Raw genomic sequence first — 21,534 nt, forward strand, 5'->3', positions numbered from 1 at the left:
GTCCCTTTGCGCGTTTCACCCCGTTCTGTTTCTTGTGGCCGGAACGCTGCGGCAGTCGATCATCGCATGCTGTCGCAGTTGCCTCCCCGCCATGTATTCCTTGAGCCACGCCGACCGATGAGCGGCGAATGAGGACATTTTTAATGAGCAAGACCAACGCAGACCTGATGGCCCGCCGTACCGCCGCTGTTCCCCGCGGTGTCGGCCAGATTCACCCGATCTTTGCCGAATCGGCGAAGAACGCCACGGTTACCGACGTTGAAGGTCGTGAATTCATCGACTTCGCCGGTGGTATCGCCGTACTGAACACCGGCCACGTGCACCCGAAGATCATCGCCGCCGTCACCGAACAGCTGAACAAGCTGACCCACACTTGCTTCCAGGTCCTGGCCTACGAGCCGTACGTGGAGCTGTGCGAAAAAATCAACGCCAAGGTCCCGGGTGATTTCGCCAAGAAAACCCTGCTGGTGACCACCGGTTCCGAAGCGGTGGAAAACGCCGTGAAGATCGCCCGCGCCGCCACCGGCCGTGCCGGTGTGATCGCCTTCACCGGCGCTTACCACGGTCGTACCATGATGACCCTGGGCCTGACCGGTAAGGTCGTGCCTTACTCGGCCGGCATGGGCCTGATGCCTGGCGGCATTTTCCGCGCGCTGTACCCGAACGAGCTGCATGGCGTGAGCGTCGACGACTCCATCGCCAGCATCGAACGCATCTTCAAGAACGACGCCGAGCCACGCGACATCGCCGCCATCATCATCGAGCCGGTCCAGGGCGAGGGTGGCTTCTATGTGGCGCCGAAAGCCTTCATGCAGCGCCTGCGCGCCTTGTGCGACCAGCACGGCATCCTGCTGATTGCCGACGAAGTGCAGACCGGCGCCGGTCGTACCGGTACGTTCTTCGCCATGGAGCAGATGGGCGTCGTCGCCGACCTGACCACCTTTGCCAAATCCATTGCTGGCGGTTTCCCGCTGGCCGGTGTGTGCGGCAAGGCCGAATACATGGATGCCATCGCACCGGGCGGCCTCGGCGGCACCTACGCCGGCAGCCCGATTGCCTGCGCCGCTGCGCTGGCGGTGATGGACGTGTTCGAAGAAGAACACCTGCTGGATCGCTGCAAGGCCGTGGGCGAGCGCCTGGTGACTGGCCTCAAGGCTATCCAGAAGAAGTACCCTGTCATCGGTGAAGTCCGTGCCCTGGGCGCCATGATCGCCGTGGAGTTGTTCGAAGATGGCGACACCCACAAGCCGAACGCTGCCGCCGTTGCGCAAGTGGTGGCCAAGGCGCGCGACAAGGGCTTGATCCTGCTGTCCTGCGGGACCTATGGCAACGTCCTGCGCGTGCTGGTGCCGCTGACTTCGCCGGACGAGCAACTGGACAAAGGCCTGGCAATCATCGAAGAGTGTTTCTCCGAGCTTTGATATTTACGAGTTCTGATCCTTACGAGCTCTGAGCTTTGTGCTGATCCACAAAAAACCCGCTTCGGCGGGTTTTTTCATATTCGGCTACAGATCCACGGTGGTTTCGACCTGTCTGGAATGGCCGTTATTGTCTAAGGTGCATGTATTGCAAGGGAGCGATGCGGCATGACCGCTGTGGATTTACCCGCTGTACCGCGTGTGTTGATTGCCGAGGCCGATCCGGCGTCCAGGGAGCTGCTCGAGCAGGTGCTGTCCGGAGTGCGTTGCGATGCGCGGATAGACACTTGTGGCGAGGGACGGCAGGCCTTGGAATTGCTGGCGCATAATTCTTACGACCTGGTGATCGCCGATTGGGAACTGCCGGGTGTCGATGGCCTGAGCATCTTGCGCAGCTTGCGCCAACACCATCGCACGCCCGTGTTGCCGTTCATCCTGGTGAGCCGGCGCAACGACAGCGCCAGCGTGCGCGAGGTCTTGCCCCTGGCGCCGACGGCCTATCTGACCAAGCCCTTGAACCGGGAAAACCTGACCCAGCGTCTGCAAGGGTTACTTCTCCATAGCGAGGACACATCCAACGCCGCGCCAATTCCAGGACCGGGCCTTACATTGGCAACGTTCCTGGAGCGTCGACGAGACATGGCCGAAGGCGCGCCGTTGATGACCGATGTGCAGGTCGCGATCAAACGCAGCCTCAATCCTGGTGGACTGGATCTGAAACTGCTGGAAGAAGAGCTCCGTACTGACCCGCAGATCACCGCCGTGCTGATTGCCGCGGCCAACAGCGCCGCGCAACATCAGGGCGGCGGTCCGGTGCAGACCGTGGCCCAGGCGCTGCATCAGCTAGGCACCGGGCAAAGCATGAACCTGATCCTGGGCTTGACCCTCAAGCGCTGTGCCCGGTTGAACGTGCCTTGGCTGGCGGACTATGCCGAACGTTATTGGGAGTTGTCGTTGCACACCGCCGAGTACGCCCGGACGATGGCGCGCATGCTTGATCTGGAACAGGAGCGTTGTTATTGCGCCGGCCTGTTGCATCGCTTGGGCGACCTGGCACTGCTGCGCTGCATGGAAGAGTGGAAGCAGGCCGGCGGCGAGCTGGACGAGCCGGAGGAAATCGGCGATTCGCTCGAACAGTTCGGCGCCGGTTTTGGCTCGGCGCTGCGTACCCGCTGGCGCTTGCCGCTGGAGCTGCGCGAATTGATCGCGGCGGTCTACGGTCTCGGTGGCGGGGTTTATTCCCGCGAGGCGCTGGTGATGAACATGGCGGCGCAGATGGCGCATTTACCCGCGCACGAAGGGCTTGAAGAACTGGCCCGGGGACGCACGGCGCGCTTGCTGAAGATCGGGCTGCCAGAGTTGATGCGGTTGCGCCGCCAGTAAATTCACCACTGGCCCCTGTGGGAGCGAGCCTGCTCGCGAAAGCAGTGTGTCAGTAACGGATAAGTTGACTGACATACCGTATTCGCGAGCAGGCTCGCTCCTACAGTTGATTGAGGGTGAGACACTCAAGCCGCGATGATGCGGTTCTTGCCCTGGCGCTTGGCCTCGTACATCGCCGCGTCAGCACGGGCGAACAGGTTGTCGAGGGTCTGGTCTTCGGCGCTGATCCCGGTCAGGCCCTGGCTGACGGTGATGCCGAAGTTATGCTCCCCGCAGCGAAACGCCAGGCGCTGGATTTCCCGCTGCAAGCGCTCGGCGACCTGCAATGCCATGTCCGGGGCACAGCCGGGGAAAACAGCGGCAAACTCTTCACCACCAATCCGGCCGAAGAGGTCACCGCGCCTGAGCACGCTCCGCCCGCTCTCGGCGATCTTTTGCAATACCGTATCGCCTTCCTGGTGGCCGTAAGTGTCGTTGATCAGTTTGAAGTCATCGATGTCCAGCAACAGGAATGCCATCGGTGTGCCTTGCAGCCTTGCCTGCTCGAATTCCCGATGGGCGCACTCGAAGAAATGACGGCGGTTGCTGCTCTGGGTGAGCACGTCGGTGGTCGCCAGTCGCTGCAGTTCGCTTTCGAGCAGCTTCTTTTCGGTGATGTCTTCGGCGATGCCGACCACAATCACCGGTTGGCCCGGATCGGCCTGGCGGTTGATAAAGCATTTGTCGCTGAGCCAGCGGATCTGGCCGTCGGCGGCGATGATGCGGTATTCCCGATCTTCCACGGCGCCTTTGACCAACACTTCGGCCAGGCTGCGCTCGGCGTAATCCAGATCATCCGGATAGATTGCGTCACGCCATTCGTTGTAGTCAGCCAGCACGAGGCCGGCCGGGCGGCCGAAAATCCGCTCGTAGGCGGGGCTGACATACAGCACTTGCCGGGTTTCCCAATTGAATGCCCAGAGCACCGCGTTGACGCTGACCAGCAACGAACTGAACAACTGCTCCCGCTCGCTCAGACGCGCCACTTCCCCTTGGGCGTGCATCAGCGCCATGAGTGTCTGGGCCGCTTCTGGCCAATGTGGCTGGGATGAATCCTGTAGGTTCTTGTCGACCATCGGCACAAATCTCAAGGAACGTGCATTGCTATGGATTTGCACGCGCTCACTCCAAAGCCCGCCAGGATGGCGAAGTGCTCTTGAGATAGGGGATTGTGGGCGAAGTTCCTTTTCAGGCGACGAAGGGCGGGAGCTTTCGTTCGAACATGTGGGATGAACTTGTGGCGAGGGAGCTTGCTCCCGCTCGGCTGCGAAGCAGCCGCGAACCGGCGGGAGCGGTGGGCCTGATGGTCCGGTTTCGGCGGGTTCTGGGGCCGCTTTGCGGCCCAGCGGGAGCAAGCTCCCTCGCCACAAGGGGGTCAGGCGGTGGCCGGCCGCAAGGAATAAGTCTTGAGCTGGTCGGCAAAATCGCGCAGTGACTGGATGCCGCTGGCCTCGGCTTCGTGGACCCATTCCTTGATGGCCGCGAGCATGTCGTGGCCGTTGCTGCTGGTCTTGACCCAGATCTGCTGCAAGGCCAGGCGCTTTTCGTAGATCACCTTCAGCGCCTGGCTGTGTTCCAGCATGTTCTGGATGCGCACATGATGGCGCTCGTCCAGCAGGCTGGTTTCACGCGACAAAAGGCGTTTGGCCCGATGAAACTGATGGCGGACCGAGTGATCGACTTTTTCCAGCTCCTGCTTGACCAGGGGCGCGATGACCAGCCTGCGGTACTGGGCCATGATCTGGAAACGGTTGTTGAGGATCGCCATGGCGGTGTCCATGTCTAGGTGGCCCTTGCCTTCGACCCGGTGGGCTATCGGCGCGACCCGCTGGACCTTGGCCAGGCGCAGGAAACTGAAGACCTTGATCCAGGCCCAGCCCAGGTCGAATTCCCATTTGCGCACCGACAGCTTGGCCGAATTGGGATAGGTGTGGTGGTTGTTGTGCAGTTCTTCGCCACCAATGAGAATGCCCCAAGGCACCAGGTTGGTGGCCGCGTCACGGCATTCGAAATTGCGGTAGCCCACGGCATGCCCGAGGCCATTGACCACGCCAGCGGCCCAGACCGGGATCCACATCATCTGGATGGCCCAGATAGTGATGCCAATGGTGCCGAACAGCAGCAGGTCGATGACGCCCATGATCGCCACGCCCAGTAGGGGGAAGCGGCTGTACAGGTTGCGTTCGATCCAATCCTCGGGGCAGTTCTTGCCGTAGATGCGCAAGGTTTCCGGATTTTCCGCTTCGGCGCGGTACAGCTCGGCGCCCTTGCGCAGCACCGTAGACAGGCCTTTGATCACCGGGCTGTGGGGATCGTCCTCGGTTTCGCATTTGGCGTGGTGCTTGCGGTGGATGGCGGTCCACTCGCGGGTATTCTGCGCCGTGGTCAGCCACAGCCAGAAGCGGAAGAAATGTTTGAGACCGGCGTTGAGTTCCAGGGAACGGTGAGCCGAATACCGGTGCAGGTAGACCGTGACGCTGATGATCGTCACGTGAGTCATCAGCAGGGTGACTGCCACCAGCGACCAGGCCGACAAGCCAAGAAAACCTTCGTACCACATAGGCTGTAGGGCCCTCGATAAAGATGAAAACTGCCGTTGCATTATCCCTGGCCCCGGCGATAAAACCAGTCGGCCTTTCAGATAAGAGTGGCAGAATGTTTCTTCCTCTATAATCCCCTCACATTACAGGGACATGGATGACCGCATGACCGTCTATCACCGCGCTGCCATGCGTGGGGCACTGCTTTATCTGGTGCTGTCAGTCGCCTGGCTGCAGCTGGTTGGTTATTTATTGAGCAGTTTCTTCGATCATTCGGCCGATCGGCTGCGTTGGCAACTGATCAACGGTTATGCCTGGGTACTCGTCAGTGCCGGATTGATTTTCATCGCACGGGTGCGGATAGCACGCTTTTTCGAGCAAGCCGAAGGTAATGTCGACCGTGAACGGTTACGCCAGGCGGCCGCGGTGTTCGACTGCACCCGCGAAGGCGTCCTGGTCACGGACCGCCATGGTTTGATCGTGCATGTGAACCGGGCATTCATGGCAATCACCGGCTATGCCCGCGACGAAGTGTTGGGCCAGCAACCGAATCTGTTCAAGTCCGGCCGGCATGGCCCGGCTTTCTATCGAGATATGTTTGCGGCGCTGTCCAGCCGCGGCGAATGGAGTGGCGAAATCTGGAACCGCCGCAAGAGCGGTGAAATCTACCCGCAATGGCAGACTATCCGCGCCGTCGTCGATGACTCCGGCGAAGTCAGCCAATACGTCGCGGTGTTTTCCGATATCAGTGCGATCAAGGACTCGGAGCATGAGCTGGCGCACCTGGCCCATCATGATCCGCTGACTGGCCTGCCCAATCGCCTGCTGTTTTCCGATCGCGCCGAGCAGGCGGTGGCTTCGGCGCAACTGCACAAGCGTGGGTGCGCGTTGCTGCTGCTGGACCTGGATCATTTCAAGAACATCAACGACAGCCTCGGGCACAACGTCGGTGACGAGCTGCTCAAAGGCGTTGCCGAACGCTTCCTCGGGCTGTTTGCGCCCGGTATCACCCTGGCGCGGCTAGGCGGTGACGAATTCGCGGTGCTGGTGGAAAACTGCTCGCAGCCGGGTCAGGCCGCGGCTTTGGCCCGGCGTATCCTCGATGCCTTGAAAGCACCGTTGCAGCTCGGCGAGCAATCGCTGTTTATCAACGCCAGCATCGGCATCAGCCTGTTTCCCGGTGACGCCCTCAGCGCCGGGCAACTGCTGCGCAACGCCGACTCGGCACTGTTCAAGGCCAAGAACAGCGGACGTGACGGCTACGCGTTATATACCGAGGAACTCACTGCCCATGCCCAGCAAAGGGTCGAGATCGCCTTCGAACTGCGTCGCGCGCTCCAGCAGCAGGAGCTACGGGTGCATTACCAACCGGTGCACGACCTGGCCACCAGCCGGTTGATCGGCGTCGAGGCGCTGGTGCGCTGGGAACATCCCGTGCGTGGTCTGGTTTCGCCGGCGGAGTTCATTCCCATCGCCGAGCGCACGGGGTTGATCGCTCAGATCGATGCCTGGGTCATGGACCAGGCTTGTCGGCAAATGTGTCTTTGGCGACAGGCCGGTGTGGTTTTGTCATTCGTTGCGGTCAACGTCTCCAGCCGTTTGTTTGCTCGCCGCGAATTGTATGAGCAGGTCGCCCGCGTACTTCACGACACGGGCCTCGATCCGGCCTTCCTGGAGCTTGAGGTGACCGAAAGTGCGGTCATGGATGATCCGGAGGTGGCGCTGGAACAAATGCACCGTCTGCGGGAGTTGGGCGTGCGGTTGGCCATTGATGATTTCGGCACAGGTTATTCGTCGCTGCTGCGGCTCAAACGTCTACCGGTGCAGAAACTCAAGATCGACCAGGGTTTTGTCGCCGGGCTGCCCTGGGATGAAGACGACGCGGCGATCGTCCGGGTAATCATCGCCCTGGCCCGCAGCATGGGCATGCAGGTGCACGCAGAAGGTATCGAGCAGCGAGAGCAAGCGGCATTTCTGCTTGAACAGGCGTGTGAGCTCGGGCAGGGCTACTGGTTTGGTCGACCGGTTGTGGCGCAACAGTTGGATTGGAATCGTGCACCGGTGATTGGCTGAAAGCGGAATTGCGATTTGGTTATATAAAAATTCTTAAATAGTCTTTTTAAGAATATCTGCACTTATCTAATATTGCTCCCACGCCGCAAGCAGTGCCGCCCACTGCCAGGCATTCATTCCAAGGAGCAGCAGCATGAGCGCATCCCTACGTAGCGTTGACGGCCAGGACGAAGCAACCATCTTGCGCGAGATCCAGAGTGCATTGCGTGACCTGCGCTTTGGCGCGGTGGAGATTACCGTGCACAACGCCCAGGTGGTCCAGATCGAGCGCAAGGAAAAATTCCGCTTGCAACAACCGAGTCATAAACCGAGCTGAAGGATCACAGCCTGCGCCAGCCCCTGCCGGGGGGCTTGATGCAGGAGCTGCCGCAGGCTGCGATTCCGGTTACCGGACAAACGATTTCCAGAAGCCATAAAAACCAGAATTCCAGGAGCTTTCACCATGTCGTCGATTCGCCGTTATGCCTTGGCCGCCCTGGCCAGCGCTGTTTTTGCAGGTTCCGCGGTTGCCAAGGACTACGAGTTGCTCAACGTGTCCTACGACCCGACCCGCGAGCTGTATCAGGACTACAACGCCGAATTCGCCAGCTTCTGGAAAAAAGCCCATCCGGACGACACCGTGAAAATCCAGCAGTCCCATGGTGGTTCAGGCAAGCAAGGCCGAGCAGTAATTGACGGCCTGCGTGCCGACGTCGTGACCCTGGCCCTGGCCGGCGACATCGACGAAATCGCCAAATTGGGCAAGTCGCTGCCAGCGGACTGGCAAAAACGCCTGCCGGATGCCAGCACGCCTTACACCTCGACCATTGTGTTCCTGGTGCGCAAGGGCAATCCGAAGGGCATCAAGGACTGGGGCGACCTGATCAAGGATGACGTCTCGGTCATCACGCCAAACCCGAAGACCTCCGGCGGTGCCCGCTGGAATTTCCTCGCCGCCTGGGCCTACGGCCTGAAAGCCAACGGTGGCGACGAAGCCAAGGCCAAGGAATACGTGCAGGCGCTGTTCAAGCACGTGCCGATCCTCGACACCGGTGCCCGTGGCTCGACCATCACGTTCGTCAACAACGGTCAGGGAGACGTGTTGCTGGCCTGGGAAAACGAAGCGTTCCTGGCGCTGAAAGAGGACGGTGGCGCGGACAAGTTCGACATCGTCGTGCCGTCGCTGTCGATCCTCGCCGAACCGCCGGTGGCGGTGGTGGACAAGAACGCCGAGAAAAAAGGTAATGCCGAGATCGCCGAAGCGTACCTCAAGCACCTATACAGCCCGGCCGGCCAGGAAATCGCAGCGAAAAACTTCTATCGTCCGCGTGACAAGGACGTGGCCGCCAAATACGCCCGGCAGTTCCCGAAACTTGAGCTGGTGACTATCGACAAGGACTTCGGCGGCTGGAAAACGGCACAGCCTAAATTCTTCAACGATGGCGGTGTGTTCGACCAGATCTATCAGGCGCAGTAAGCTGCAGTAGAGCGCAATTCATGTGGGAGCGAGCCTGCTCGCGAAGGCGGTTGCACAGTCAATATTCATGTTGCCTGAGACACCGCTTTCGCGAGCAGGCTCGCTCCCACAGGCTGCGCCCGCTAACAGGCTGGCTTTGCTAACGGGTCCCGATTTACCGTCGGGCCAGTTTTAACCAAGGACCTTTATGTCGCGTCGCATATCCCCCGTCATACCCGGCTTCGGGCTGACGCTGGGCTACACCCTGGTGTACCTCAGTCTGATTGTGCTCATACCCCTGGCGGCGATGTTCGTACATGCCGCCCAACTCACCTGGGAACAGTTCTGGGCGATCATTTCGGCGCCGCGGGTGCTGGCAGCCTTGAAGCTCAGTTTCGGCACCGCGCTGTACGCTGCGATCATCAATGGCGTGATTGGCACGTTGCTGGCCTGGGTGCTGGTGCGCTACACCTTCCCGGGGCGCAAGATCATCGACGCGATGATCGATTTGCCGTTCGCCTTGCCCACCGCCGTGGCCGGTATCGCCCTGACCGCGTTGTACGCGCCGACCGGTCTGGTCGGCCAGTTCGCCACCGACCTGGGTTTCAAGATTGCCTACACCCCGCTGGGCATCACCCTCGCGCTGACCTTTGTGACGCTGCCGTTCGTGGTGCGCACGGTGCAGCCGGTGCTCGCCGACATTCCCCGTGAAGTCGAAGAAGCCGCCGCGTGCCTCGGTGCCAAGCCATGGCAGGTGTTCCGCCATATCCTCGTTCCGGCATTGTTGCCGGCCTGGTTGACCGGCTTCGCCCTGGCGTTTGCCCGGGGCGTGGGCGAGTACGGTTCGGTGATTTTCATCGCCGGCAACATGCCGATGAAAACCGAGATCCTGCCGCTGCTGATCATGGTCAAGCTCGACCAATACGACTACACCGGCGCCACCTCCATCGGCGTGCTGATGCTGGTGGTTTCCTTCGTCCTGCTGCTGCTGATCAACTTGTTGCAGCGGCGCATCGAAACCCCATAAGGAGGCGCGAACCATGTCCCAATCGTCTATTTCCGCCGCCTCCACCAACGCTGCCCGCCGCGGCAGCGCGGTTTCGCGGCGCATCCTGATCGGTCTCGGCTGGCTGGTTTTTGCACTGTTTCTGCTGTTGCCGCTGTTCATCGTGGTGTCCCAAGGCCTGAAGTCGGGCCTGGGTACTTTCTTCGCGGCGATCTTCGAGCCCGATGCGTTGTCGGCGCTCAAGCTCACGGTGATTGCGGTACTGATTTCGGTACCGTTGAACCTGGTGTTCGGCGTCAGCGCCGCATGGTGTGTGAGCAAGTATTCGTTCCGTGGCAAAAGCATGCTGGTGACGCTGATCGACTTGCCGTTCTCGGTGTCGCCGGTAATCGCTGGCCTGGTCTACGTGTTGATGTTTGGTGCCCAGGGCCTGTTCGGGCCATGGCTGTCGGATCACGACATCCAGATCGTATTCGCGCTGCCGGGCATCGTCCTGGCGACGATCTTCGTCACCGTGCCGTTCGTGGCCCGTGAACTGATCCCGCTGATGCAGGAGCAGGGCACCCAGGAAGAAGAAGCCGCGCGCCTGCTGGGCGCCAACGGCTGGCAGATGTTCTGGCATGTGACTGTGCCGAACATCAAGTGGGGTCTGATCTATGGCGTGGTGCTGTGTACCGCCCGGGCCATGGGCGAATTCGGCGCGGTGTCGGTGGTATCCGGGCACATTCGCGGGGTCACCAACACCCTGCCGCTGCACGTCGAGATCCTCTACAACGAATACAACCATGTGGCCGCGTTCGCCGTGGCGAGCCTGTTGCTGATCCTGGCGCTCTTCATCCTGCTGCTCAAGCAGTGGAGCGAAAACCGAATCAACCGCCTGCGCGCCAGCGCCGCGGAGGAATAAGTCATGTCGATCGAAGTCCGTAACGTCAGCAAGAATTTCAACGCCTTCAAGGCCCTCGACGATATCAGCCTGGACATCCAGAGCGGCGAGCTAGTGGCGCTGCTCGGCCCGTCGGGCTGTGGCAAGACGACCCTGCTGCGGATCATTGCCGGCCTCGAGACGCCGGACCAGGGCAACATCGTGTTCCACGGTGAAGACGTATCCGGCCACGACGTGCGTGATCGCAACGTCGGTTTTGTGTTCCAGCACTACGCCCTGTTCCGCCACATGACGGTGTTCGACAACGTCGCTTTCGGCTTGCGCATGAAGCCCAAGAACCAGCGCCCGAACGAAAGCCAGATCGCGACCAAGGTCCATGAGCTACTGAACATGGTGCAGCTCGACTGGCTCGCCGACCGTTATCCGGAGCAGTTGTCCGGCGGCCAGCGCCAGCGTATCGCCCTGGCCCGCGCCTTGGCGGTAGAACCCAAGGTGTTGCTGCTGGACGAACCGTTCGGCGCCCTCGACGCCAAGGTCCGCAAGGAATTGCGCCGCTGGCTGGCGCGGCTGCACGAGGACATCAACCTGACCTCGGTATTCGTGACCCACGACCAGGAAGAGGCCATGGAAGTCGCCGACCGGATCGTGGTGATGAACAAGGGCGTTATCGAGCAGATCGGCTCACCGGGCGATGTGTACGAGAACCCGGCCAGCGATTTTGTCTATCACTTCCTGGGCGACTCGAACCGTCTGCATCTCGGGGAGGACCGGCATGTGCTGTTCCGTCCGCATGAAGTGTCGCTGTCGCGCTCGGAACTGGAAGACCACCACGCCGCCGAAGTGCGCGACATTCGTCCGCTTGGCGCGACCACGCGGGTGACGTTGAAGGTCGAAGGCCAGAGCGAACTGATCGAGGCCGAAGTGGTGAAGGACCATGACAGCCTGGTTGGGTTGGCGAAGGGCGAGACGCTGTTCTTCAAGCCGAAGGTCTGGCAGAAGGTTTCAAACCTTTAAAAGCTTCGCGAGCAGGGCTCGCTCCCACAAGGGATTTGTGTACGACGCCAATCCAATGTGGGAGCGAGCCTGCTCGCGAAGGCGGCCTCAGGCTGCGGCCCGCTTCTGATTGACCCTTACCGGCCCGGCCTGCGCCTCGATCTGTTGTTTGAGGTCATGGCGCATGCCCAGCAGGAATCCCGCCTCGACCACGACGAACAACGGCCCGACAATCAACCCGGTCAGATCATCGACGAACGCCGGTTTGCGCCCTTCGTAATAATGGCCGACGAACTGGATCACCCAGCCCACCACAAACATGCCCAGGCCGCCGGCCAGCCAAATCGCGGTGTTTTGCGCGGCGAGCACCTGGCCCAGCCAGACGGCAAGCCCCAGCAGCACGGTCATCAGCACACCCAGGCGCAATTCCAGGCGCAGGTAGAACCAGGCACTGGCCACTGCAACCAGCAGCGCGGGCGAAATCAAAATCGCGCCAACCGGCCATCCCGGCCGTGACAACAGCACGGCGACGGCAACGAAAATCAGCGGAATACCGATGAAGTGGCTGGCGATGTTGCGTGGATCGCGGTGATAGGCCGCGTATTGACTGAGATGATCGACGAGGCTTTTCATTGTTGTTCCTCCTGAGGTGATGCCCGCATGATGCCCAGGTTCCACCAGGCGCTCTGTCAGCTAGCCGACACTTGTCCCGGAGTTTCCATGAATACTCATCCCTGGCACGCGCACTTGATGACCGGCCACTGGTACAGCCATCTGCCCGCCGAGTTACAGAATAGTCTGCTGGAGATGTCGCGGCTGCGTCGCCTGTCGCCCGGTCAGCGGTTGTTCAAGCGCGGCGATCCGCCGTGTGGCGTGTACGCGGTGCTCGAAGGGGCGGTGCGGATCGGCGCCGTCAGTGAGCAGGGCAAGGAAGCGCTGCTGAGCGTCGTGGAGCCACCCTATTGGTTCGGCGAAATCAGCCTGTTCGATGGCCAGCCACGTACCCATGACGCACAGGGGGTCGGGCAATGCACGTTGTTGCATGTACCTCAGGCCGGGCTGTTGGCTTTTCTCGAAGAACAACCGGGTTATTGGCGGCAGCTGGCCTTGTTGATGAGCCACAAGTTGCGCCTGACCTTCGTCAACCTCGAACACCTGAGCCTGATGCCTGCTCCGGCCCGCGTGGTCCATCGCTTGCTGATGATTGCCGAAGGCTACGGTGAAATCGAACCGGCCCGCCGGGTTCTGCAACTGCCCCAGGACCAACTGGCATTGATGCTTTCCCTGTCGCGCCAAACCACCAACCAGATTCTCAAGGATCTGCAGGGGCAGGGCATTCTTCAGCTTGGTTATGGCGAGATCGAAATCCTCGATATCGAGGGGTTGCGGCGGCTGGCTTCTACCTGAAGCCGACCACTTCTACGGATCGTGATTGCGCTACACTCGGCTAAATTGAATTAAATATAGTGCATTTTGTTAGTCTTATTAATTTTGCACTGTATACGATGCGGAGTTGGCGTATGGAAACCCTCGGTGCGTTGATCAGGCGATTGCGCAAGGAACACCGTCTTTCCCAGCAGGCATTGGCTGCGCAGTACGGCATGAGCCGCGCGACGATTTCGGGGATTGAAAACAATACTATTGCTGAAGTCGGCATTCGTAAGGTCGAAGCTATTCTCAATGGTTTCGGCTATCAGTTGACAGCGATTGCCCGTCCGGCGAAGCGCCCGACGCTCGACACACTGAAAAAGGACTCTTTCCATGACTGATGAACAAGGTCTGGACAGGTTGCAAGTCACCGTCAGCGAAGCGGCTATCGGCGTCCTCGGGCGAGGCCAACAGCGCAGCGATTCAGTGTTCACTTATGCACCTGACGCGGATGAGGAGCATTCGGTTTCGCTGACCATGCCAGCGCGTCTTGAAAGCTATAGCTGGGAGCCCGGCGTACCACCGATCTTTGAAATGAACCTGCCGGAAGGCGCCTTGCGTGAAGAGCTGGTGCGCCGTTTCAGCAAAGCGGTGCGGGGTTTTGACGACTTCGCCATGCTTGCCATCGTGGGACCTCATCAGCTGGGCCGGGTGGGTATTGGTCGTTTGCATACCGAGGCCGGGCCGCCCGAAACCAGTTTGGCGGACTTGTTGGTGCATGACGGGGCCGAGGGGCTGTTCGAGGATTTGCTGGACACCTACGGGCGATATTCGGGTGTTTCTGGAGTACAACCCAAAGTGTTGGTACGCGACAGCGCATCCGCTGTTGATCGCTTGACTCACCGGGGTGCTACACATCTGGTCAAGGCGTTTCGCTCGGACGAGTTCCCCGAGTTGGCCGCCAATGAATTCTTTTGCATGCGGGCCGCGTTGCATGCGGGGCTTGAAGTGCCGGAATTCGAGTTGAGCGAGCGCGGAAAATTTTTGATCGTCAAGCGTTTTGATCTGCCACGCACTGGCGAATATCTGGGCTTTGAGGATTTTTGTGTGCTCAACGGCTCGCCATCGAAAGCCAAGTATGACGGTTCGTATGAAGGCGCGGCCCGGCAGATCAAGGCGTTTGTTTCGCCTCATATGCTCAATCAGGCGCTGGAGTCCTTGTTTAAAATCGTGGCCCTCTCGGCCGGATTGAAGAATGGTGATGCGCACCTGAAAAATTTCGGGGTGCTTTATAACCACTGTGGCGCGGATGCATCTATCCGGCTCTCACCCGCCTACGACCTCGTCAGCACAGCGGTTTATATTCGTAACGACAACATGGCGCTCTTGTTAGGCGGTTCCAAAGCCTGGCCGAAATATAAAATGCTGATGGGGTTTGGCCGCTCGGCCTGCAATCTGACGGAGAGGCGCTGCAAGGATTTGTTGGAGCAGGTTATTCATGGGATGGACCTTGCGTTGGCCGAGATGCGTCGCTACATGGACGCTAACCAAACGTTCAGAGCAACTGGCGAGGCGATGGGCGAGGCGTGGAAGGCTGGGCTTGCACGCAGCCTCAAACCTGACAACGGCTGACCTGGGCCATCGCGAGCAGGCGCGCTCCCACAGGTTCCACGGGCACCGCAGATCATATGTGGGAGCGAGCTTGCTCGCGATGAGGCCGGCCCAGGTACGGTAGATCCCTAACGCAAGCCATCCCGAAACTGCCCCGGCGTCATCCCGGTCCAGCGCTTGAAGGCGCGGCTGAAGCTGCTGGTATCAGCAAAGCCCAGCAGATAACTGACCTCGCTCAATGAGCATTGCGGATCGCGCAGGTGTAGCAACGCCAGGTTTTCCCGACATTCATTGAGCAGCGCGTCGAAGCGGCAGCCTTCGTCGGCCAGATGCCGCTGCAGACTGCGCAGACTCAGGTGCATGGTCTGGGCGATGCGTTCGGCGCTGGGTTCGCCGTCGGGCAGTTGTGCTTCGATGGCGGCGCGGACCTTGCGCTCCCAGGTCAACGGCTGGAGCTGGGCGAGGGTGCGCTTGAGCACGGTTTCGTTGTGTTCGGCCAGTTCCGGGTTGGCGTCGTCCAGGTGACTGTCGAAATCGGCGAGGCTGAACTCCAGGCAATCGTGTCCGGCATCGAAGTGCACCGGTGAACGGAACACTTTGTGCCAAGGGGCGGGGTCTGCCGGCTCCGGTCGCCGCAGATAAACCGCCAGCGGGGCGTAATCGCGGCCGAGGCGGTTACGACAGGTGCGCACGTAAATCGCGGCGAACGCGTCGATGGCTTCCAGGGCCGGCGCCGGACGTCCCGCCGGTACGTCGAGACTGAAGCGGTAGCGATCCTCGCCACGGCTCAGTTGCAGGGTCAGCGCATCGCTGACCACCGGGTGATAGCGCACGATCCGCTCGAACACTTCCCGCAGGCTGCCGCTGGCTACCAGGGCATAACCCAGCGCATGAAAGGTGGTGGGGCTGACAAAGCGCGACACCCGCAGGCCGATCGCCGGATCACCGCTGGCCTGCACCGCGAGCGCCCACAGGCGCGTGGTGGCCGAGAGCGGATAACGGGCGTTCGGGTCGTCCATCCATTGTGGGTCCAGGCCCGCCTCCAGGCACAAGGCATGGCTGTCCAGGCCCAGTGCATCGAGCTGTTTGCGCAGGGCGCGGGTCCAGCTGGCGAGGGAGGTTGGTTCCGTCATGGCAATTGGCGCTTGCGGTCAACAGGTTGGCGTCTGCGGCTATCACCCCGTGAGGCAAGGCCCGGCAGGATTAGCTCATCGATAACAGAGGATTAAGCCATGCACGGCACTTGCGCAAGCCCCGAGCGATTGAATGCACAGCAGCGCGCCGCCCATATTCGCCAGGTGGTCCTGGCCCGGGGCGAAGAATTGCGCGAGCGCTATCCGATCCTGCGGCATCAGGATGCGCTGGGCGCGGGCATCCTGGCGTTCGCCCTGGCGGGGATGACCGGCTCGGCGCTGCTCTACATCAACGGCTATCTGGCCGGCTGGGCGTGCCTGCTGCTCAACGCCTTTTTTGCGTCCCTGACCCACGAGCTGGAACACGACCTGATCCACAGCATGTATTTTCGCAAGCAGCGCGTGCCGCACAACCTGATGATGGGCCTGGTCTGGCTGGCGCGGCCGAGCACCATCAATCCGTGGATTCGCCGCCACCTGCACCTCAATCATCACAAGGTTTCCGGCAGCGAGGCGGACCTGGAGGAGCGCGCGATCACCAACGGCGAGCCGTGGGGATTGGCGCGCTTGCTGATGGTTGGCGACAACGTGATGTCGGCGTTCATTCGCCTGCTGCGAGCCAGGACCTGGGCGCACAAGCGCAGCATCCTCAGGCGCACGCTGAAGGTGTATTTCCCGTTGGCGCTGTTGCATTGGGGCGCGTGGTACGTGTTCCTCGGTTTCCATGGCGCCAACGCGGTTGCCGGGCTGCTCGGCACTTCGATCGACTGGTCGACCAGCACTCTGGCGACCCTGCACGTCATCGACATCGCGGCGGTGGTGATCATCGGCCCGAATGTGCTGCGCACCTTTTGCCTGCACTTCATCAGCTCGAACATGCATTACTACGGCGACATCGAGCCAGGCAACGTCATCCAGCAGACCCAGGTGTTGAACCCTTGGTGGCTGTGGCCGTTGCAGGCGTTCTGCTTCAATTTCGGCAGCAGCCACGGCATCCATCATTTCGTGGTGAAGGAGCCGTTCTACATTCGCCAGATGACGGTGCCGGTGGCGCACAAGGTGATGCGGGAGATGGGCGTACGCTTCAATGATTTCGGCACGTTTGGGCGGGCGAATCGGTTTGCAGCCGAGGAAGGGGTAGCTAGGGAAGAAGCGAAGGCGATCCAGGCTTAGGAACAAGAACATGCCTTTGTGGCGAGGGAGCTTGCTCCCGCTGGGCTGCGCAGCAGCCCCAGGATCTTGCGGTCGCTACGCACTGGAGCCAGCCCGGCCGAGCGGGAGCAAGCTCACTCGCCACAGAAGTGAATCAAAGCAGAAAACGGGTCAGAACTGATAACTCACCGTAGCCGCCACGTTGCGCTCCTCGCCCATGTAGCAATAGCTCAGGCTGGCGCATGACGCGATGTAGGTCTCGTTGGTCAGGTTGTTCGCGTTCAGGCGAACATCCACGCCCTTCAAGCCAACCTTGCCCAGGTCATACCCCACCGAGGCATCGAACAGCGTGTACGACGGCACCTTCATGGTGTTTTCCGCGTCGGCCCAGCTGTAGCCGACATACCGCACGCCGCCGCCCAGCCGCAGGCCATCGAGCGTGCCGCTGTCGAATTTATAGTCAGCCCACACCGATGCCATGTGGCGCGGGGCCTGGGTCGGAGAGTTGCCTTTGTTTTCGATGATGTCGGTGGGCGTGCTCAGGGTGCTGACCATCGATTTCGAGTATTCGATGTCGGTGAAGGTGTAGCTGCCCAGCACCTTGAACTGCTCGGTCAACTGCATGTGCGCTTCCAGTTCCAGGCCCTGGGAACGAACTGCGCCAACGGCGCGGTAGAAGTTTTCCTGGGGCAGCTTGGTCGCCAGGTTCTCCTGGTCGATGCGGAACAGCGAGGCAGTGTACAAGTCGTCGGTGCCCGGCGGCTGGTATTTCAGGCCCAGTTCCCACTGCTTGCCATCGGTAGGCGATAGCGGATTGCCGGCGCTGTCGGCGTAGGAGTTGGGGTTGAACGACTCGGAGTAGCTGATGTACGGCGCCAGGCCGTTGTCGAACAGGTACAGCGCCCCGACGCGGCCGGTGAGTTTGGTGCGCTTGTCGTTGATCTCGGTGCCTTCCGGGCGCCCGAATTCGGCGATGCGGTTCTCGTCCGAGGTCTCGACCCAATCCTGGCGCAGGCCCAGGGAGAAGCGCCACTTGTCCATTTCGATCAGGTCTTGCACGTAGACGCCGGTCTGCTCCAGGCGCCGCAGGTAGCTGGTGGGGCTGAAGTAGCTGATCGCCGAGTTGCCATAGACCGGGTCGAAGGCGTTGATCGGCGCGAGGCTGCCGCTGGTCCAGTCGACCACGGTCTTGCGCCGCTGGTAGTCGGCGCCCATCAGCACGGTGTGTTTGGTGGCGCCGGTGAAGAATTCCGCCTGGAGCATGTTATCGACGATGAAGGCGTGGAGCTTTTCTTCAGCGCCGGTGTAATAGCGGTTCAGCTCGTTGCTGGTCGGCGTGGTCCAGTCGTAGGCATAGACCTGGTCATTGCTGACGTCCGAATCCAGGTAGCGGAAATTCTGTCGGGCGGTGAAGACGTCGTTGAAGCGGTGTTCGAACTGATAGCCGAACGACTGCTGGTCACGTTCGTAGCCGTCGACGCCAGGCTCGCCTTCGAAGAAGTTCTCCGAAATCCGCCGGCCGTTGCGCTTGTGCAAGGTGCCGTTCGCCGGCATGCCGCCGTGGTAGCCGCCGTCGGGGTCATGCTGCAGGTAGGCTTGCAACGTCAGCGAGGTGTCTTCGCTAAAGTCGATGCTCACTGTTGGCGCGAGGGCGAAGCGCTTTTCCTTGTTGTGGTCGAATTGCGTGTCGGACGTATCGGCCAGGCCGACCAGGCGGTAGGCGATGCGCTTGTCGTCATCCACCGGGCCGCTGAAGTCGAAACCCATGCCGCGTTGGCCTTGGGTACCGACCGTGGCCTGGATCTGGTGATAGGCCTCGTACAGCGGTTTCTTGCTGGTGAGCGCCACCAGGCCACCCGGCGAGCTGCGGCCATAGAGCACGGAGGACGGGCCCTTGAGGATGTCGACCCGTTCGAGGAAATACGGATCGACCTGAATCGAGCTGTAGGTGCCGCTGTCACCCATCGACTTCAGACCGTCCAGGTAGATGTTGTCCACCGAGCCATCGTTGAAGCCGCGCATCGCCACGTAGTCGTAGCGGTGGGTCGCGCCATAGGGGTTGGTCAGCACGCCAGGGGTGTAGCGCATGGCCTGGGACACGGTTTGCGCGCCCTGGTCGTCCATTTGCTCGCGCGTGACCACCGATACGCTTTGCGACGTTTCCCGCAGGGCGGTACTGGTCTTGGTCGCCACCTGGCTGTGGGTGGCGTTGTAGCCTTCCATGCTGCCGAGAGCGTTACCCAGGGCGAAGCCTTTGACGTCGGTGGTCGGCAACGCCAACGTGCTTTCGGGGGCCACGGTTTGCAGCACATAGCTGCCGCTATCCTGGCTGACGGCAACCAGCCCGGAGCCGCTGAGCAACTGCTGCAGGGCCTGGTCCGCCGAATATTCGCCTTTCAGGCCCGGGGACTGGACGCCGCCGGTTTGTCCAGGGGTACTTGCCAAGGTGATACCGGCCTGGCGGGCGAACTGGTTGAGTACCTCGCTCAACGGGCCGGCGGCTATGTTGTAGCTCTGGCGGCCGGCGATCGCGCCATCCTGCGCCGCGACAGCGGACATCGGTAGGGCGCCAACACCGAGCGCGGTGCTCAACAGCGCGGCGCGGATGGCCTGGCGCAGCAGGCCGGTGGGCGAGGAACAGCCGAGGGAAGTCTTGATAGTCACGCGCTCAGTCATTGTAGGTTTCCGTTGGAGTCGCTGGAGGCAGATAAGCGTTGCTTACTGTCCTAGCCGGACGCCCGCGCAAAACCCGCCAAAAAAAATCAGGCCGTACGCTCCACCGTGATCCACCAGCGGGTTCGGTAGTGTATTTGCACGGGGAGCGTGTGCGGCAGGACGGCCAGCAGCTTGTCGGTGTCTGCCAGACGGAAGACGCCTGACAAGCGCAAATCGGCGATCGAGGCGGAGCATTTCAGGTAGCCCCGGCGGTAACGTCCCACTTCGTTGAGGAAGTCTTCCAGGCGCATGTTGCGCGTGACGATCAAGCCGTCCGCCCAGGCGCCGGCGTCCATGTCCAGGGGGGGCGCGAGCGCCGCGGTGGATGCGTTGATCAGGTAGCTTTGGCCAGCTTCCACCTGGATCGGGACGCCGTCGCTGCCCACATGCGAGCGGATGGCGACGTGTCCGCTGGTGACACTCAGGCGCGTGCAGTCGTTGTCCTGGCGCACGACGAAGCGGCCCTCCAGCCCCTCGAACAAGCCGTGTCGGCTTTTTACCAATAATGGGCGTCCGGGATCGCGGCCGCAGGTGAGCATGATTTCGCCGCGCGTCAACGTGATCAGGCGTTGTGAAGCCGTGTAGTCAAGGTCGGCCGCGCTGTTGGTATTGAGCTCCAGTCGCGTGCCGTCTGGCAGTTGGAAGCCACGTCGTTCGCCGGTGGCGGTCGCAAAATCGGCGCTCCACGGCTGCCAGCCCAGGTCCTTGCCCAGCCAGGCGGCGCAGCCCATCACCGCCACGCCTGACAACAGCTTCAGGGCCTGGCGCCGGCCGAGGCGCTGGGCGCTGGTCTCCAGGGTTTCGAGGGCAGTCCGGGCGCCAGGTACCGCCCGCAGGCTGGAAGTCAGTTCGCTGTGCAGCGATTGCACCCGTTGCCAAGCCAGTTCGTGGTCATGGTGAGCGATGCGCCAGGCCTCGCACTGTTGGCGCAGGGCCGGGTTGGCGGCATGATTGCGCAGGCGCAGCAACCAATGGATCGCTTGCTTGACCACCTGCTGTGATGGGCCCCGGCCCGAAGGCTGGTCCATTGGTTCAATCTTCATAGCGCAGCACATAGCAGTGATACAACGCGTCGGCAACGTAGCGTTCCACCGAGCGCAGGGAAATGCCCATCTGTTCGGCAATCTGCTTGTAGGTCAGGCCTTCGCACTGGGCCAGCAGGAACGCCTTGCGCACGTTGGGCTTGAGGCCTTCGAGCATCCGGGCGATGGCCTCCAGCAGCTCCAGGATCAATGCCTGGGCTTCGGCGCCGGGCGTTTGCGCTTCCGGCAGGTGCGCGATGGTCTCAAGGTAGGCGCGTTCGATTTCCGCTCGGCGCCAATGGTCAATCACCAAGCCCTGGGCGATGGTGCGCAGGAAGGCGCGTGGCGCCTTGAGTTCCAGGCGTTCGGTGCGTTGCAGCAGGCGCACGAAGGTGTCCTGGGCCAGGTCCGCTGCATCGGCGGCATTGCCCAATCGGTTGCGCAGCCATGTGTGGAGCCAGCCGTGATGGCTACTGTAGAGCGCCTGTACTGCAAACTGGGGGGATGACATGAACGCGACGGCCTGGAGTCACAAATGATAATAGGTCGCATTGTCATCAGCGCGGGTCAATTTTGCAACCACCATTCATTCGCCTGCGGGCGTCACGGGACGCCGATCAAGCCGTTCCGTCGGACAATCGAACAGCGGCCTAATTTTTTGTAGGCATTGGCCGACAGAGTGATATAGGTGCACCAAAATGGAGCGGATCCAATATCGCGCCCACCGGTTACATGGCAGTTGCACTCCACTTCCTGCATAAGA

19 protein-coding genes are annotated in these 21,534 nt (G+C 61.2%); 12 read left to right on the forward strand and 7 right to left on the reverse strand.

The window, feature by feature from the left end:
• Positions 1 to 143: 143 nt before the first annotated feature.
• Together gabT and J3P97_RS00790 are read left to right on the forward strand one after the other, a co-directional pair.
• Positions 144 to 1,421, forward strand: coding sequence for a 4-aminobutyrate--2-oxoglutarate transaminase (gene gabT, locus J3P97_RS00785; RefSeq protein ID WP_434673252.1), 1,278 nt, complete (start codon positions 144 to 146; stop codon positions 1,419 to 1,421).
• 165 nt (positions 1,422 to 1,586) lie between these two features.
• Positions 1,587 to 2,801, forward strand: coding sequence for an HDOD domain-containing protein (locus J3P97_RS00790; RefSeq protein ID WP_434602448.1), 1,215 nt, complete (start codon positions 1,587 to 1,589; stop codon positions 2,799 to 2,801).
• A 125-nt stretch (positions 2,802 to 2,926) separates the two neighbouring features.
• Here J3P97_RS00790 and J3P97_RS00795 read toward each other — a convergent pair whose 3' ends face one another.
• Both J3P97_RS00795 and desA read right to left on the reverse strand, forming a co-directional pair.
• Positions 2,927 to 3,916, reverse strand: a complete 990-nt coding sequence (locus J3P97_RS00795) for a GGDEF domain-containing protein (RefSeq protein ID WP_434570491.1) — start codon at positions 3,914 to 3,916, stop codon at positions 2,927 to 2,929.
• Between the two features lie 299 nt (positions 3,917 to 4,215).
• Entirely contained in the window at positions 4,216 to 5,400 is a 1,185-nt protein-coding gene (gene desA, locus J3P97_RS00800; protein WP_305497624.1) for a delta-9 fatty acid desaturase DesA, read from the reverse strand.
• Between the two features lie 145 nt (positions 5,401 to 5,545).
• On the opposite strand from desA, the gene dibA reads away from it, so the two are divergent.
• The 6 genes from dibA (at position 5,546) to J3P97_RS00830 (ending at position 11,791) form a co-directional block, all read left to right on the forward strand.
• Positions 5,546 to 7,453 carry a phosphodiesterase DibA gene (dibA, locus tag J3P97_RS00805; RefSeq protein WP_434673253.1) on the forward strand — a complete coding sequence of 636 codons (1,908 nt, stop codon included), beginning with the start codon at positions 5,546 to 5,548 and terminating at the stop codon, positions 7,451 to 7,453.
• Between the two features lie 133 nt (positions 7,454 to 7,586).
• Positions 7,587 to 7,769, forward strand: coding sequence for a sulfur starvation response protein OscA (oscA, locus tag J3P97_RS00810; protein WP_003186967.1), 183 nt, complete (start codon positions 7,587 to 7,589; stop codon positions 7,767 to 7,769).
• Between the two features lie 126 nt (positions 7,770 to 7,895).
• Entirely contained in the window at positions 7,896 to 8,909 is a 1,014-nt protein-coding gene (locus J3P97_RS00815) for a sulfate ABC transporter substrate-binding protein (RefSeq protein ID WP_434602450.1), read from the forward strand.
• Positions 8,910 to 9,096: 187 nt separating this feature from the next.
• Positions 9,097 to 9,915 (forward strand): sulfate ABC transporter permease subunit CysT, encoded by an 819-nt coding sequence (gene cysT / locus J3P97_RS00820; RefSeq protein WP_013692011.1) that lies wholly within the window; start codon positions 9,097 to 9,099, stop codon positions 9,913 to 9,915.
• A gap of 13 nt (positions 9,916 to 9,928) precedes the next feature.
• Positions 9,929 to 10,798, forward strand: a complete 870-nt coding sequence (cysW, locus tag J3P97_RS00825; RefSeq protein ID WP_434602451.1) for a sulfate ABC transporter permease subunit CysW — start codon at positions 9,929 to 9,931, stop codon at positions 10,796 to 10,798.
• 3 nt (positions 10,799 to 10,801) lie between these two features.
• On the forward strand, positions 10,802 to 11,791 hold the full coding sequence (locus J3P97_RS00830; RefSeq protein ID WP_109756559.1) for a sulfate/molybdate ABC transporter ATP-binding protein: 990 nt from the start codon (positions 10,802 to 10,804) through the stop codon (positions 11,789 to 11,791).
• Positions 11,792 to 11,878: 87 nt separating this feature from the next.
• Here J3P97_RS00830 and J3P97_RS00835 read toward each other — a convergent pair whose 3' ends face one another.
• Positions 11,879 to 12,403 carry a DUF962 domain-containing protein gene (locus J3P97_RS00835; RefSeq protein ID WP_434673254.1) on the reverse strand — a complete coding sequence of 175 codons (525 nt, stop codon included), beginning with the start codon at positions 12,401 to 12,403 and terminating at the stop codon, positions 11,879 to 11,881.
• Between the two features lie 87 nt (positions 12,404 to 12,490).
• Here J3P97_RS00835 and J3P97_RS00840 point away from each other — a divergent pair, with 87 nt between their 5' ends.
• From J3P97_RS00840 to J3P97_RS00850, 3 genes are all read left to right on the forward strand, one after another.
• Positions 12,491 to 13,177, forward strand: coding sequence for a Crp/Fnr family transcriptional regulator (locus J3P97_RS00840; RefSeq protein ID WP_434602453.1), 687 nt, complete (start codon positions 12,491 to 12,493; stop codon positions 13,175 to 13,177).
• A gap of 113 nt (positions 13,178 to 13,290) precedes the next feature.
• Positions 13,291 to 13,539, forward strand: coding sequence for a helix-turn-helix domain-containing protein (locus J3P97_RS00845; protein ID WP_434570476.1), 249 nt, complete (start codon positions 13,291 to 13,293; stop codon positions 13,537 to 13,539).
• On the forward strand, positions 13,532 to 14,770 hold the full coding sequence (locus J3P97_RS00850; RefSeq protein ID WP_434673255.1) for a type II toxin-antitoxin system HipA family toxin: 1,239 nt from the start codon (positions 13,532 to 13,534) through the stop codon (positions 14,768 to 14,770). Before J3P97_RS00845 ends, J3P97_RS00850 begins: the two co-directional genes overlap by 8 nt.
• Before the next feature lie 107 nt (positions 14,771 to 14,877).
• Here J3P97_RS00850 and J3P97_RS00855 read toward each other — a convergent pair whose 3' ends face one another.
• Positions 14,878 to 15,882, reverse strand: coding sequence for an AraC family transcriptional regulator (locus J3P97_RS00855; protein WP_434673256.1), 1,005 nt, complete (start codon positions 15,880 to 15,882; stop codon positions 14,878 to 14,880).
• Positions 15,883 to 15,981: 99 nt separating this feature from the next.
• Between J3P97_RS00855 and J3P97_RS00860 the strand changes: the two genes are divergently transcribed.
• Positions 15,982 to 17,055, forward strand: a complete 1,074-nt coding sequence (locus tag J3P97_RS00860) for a fatty acid desaturase (RefSeq protein ID WP_434673257.1) — start codon at positions 15,982 to 15,984, stop codon at positions 17,053 to 17,055.
• A 150-nt stretch (positions 17,056 to 17,205) separates the two neighbouring features.
• Here J3P97_RS00860 and J3P97_RS00865 read toward each other — a convergent pair whose 3' ends face one another.
• The 3 genes from J3P97_RS00865 to J3P97_RS00875 all read right to left on the reverse strand — a co-directional run bounded on the left by J3P97_RS00865 (position 17,206) and on the right by J3P97_RS00875 (position 21,282).
• On the reverse strand, positions 17,206 to 19,710 hold the full coding sequence (locus tag J3P97_RS00865; protein ID WP_434673258.1) for a TonB-dependent siderophore receptor: 2,505 nt from the start codon (positions 19,708 to 19,710) through the stop codon (positions 17,206 to 17,208).
• Positions 19,711 to 19,796: 86 nt separating this feature from the next.
• Positions 19,797 to 20,777 (reverse strand): FecR domain-containing protein, encoded by a 981-nt coding sequence (locus J3P97_RS00870; protein WP_434674494.1) that lies wholly within the window; start codon positions 20,775 to 20,777, stop codon positions 19,797 to 19,799.
• A gap of 4 nt (positions 20,778 to 20,781) precedes the next feature.
• On the reverse strand, positions 20,782 to 21,282 hold the full coding sequence (locus tag J3P97_RS00875) for a sigma-70 family RNA polymerase sigma factor (protein WP_434654252.1): 501 nt from the start codon (positions 21,280 to 21,282) through the stop codon (positions 20,782 to 20,784).
• Positions 21,283 to 21,534 lie beyond the last annotated feature (252 nt).

It is taken from the genome of Pseudomonas sp. R1-15, assembly GCF_051132085.1.
Lineage (GTDB): Bacteria > Pseudomonadota > Gammaproteobacteria > Pseudomonadales > Pseudomonadaceae > Aquipseudomonas.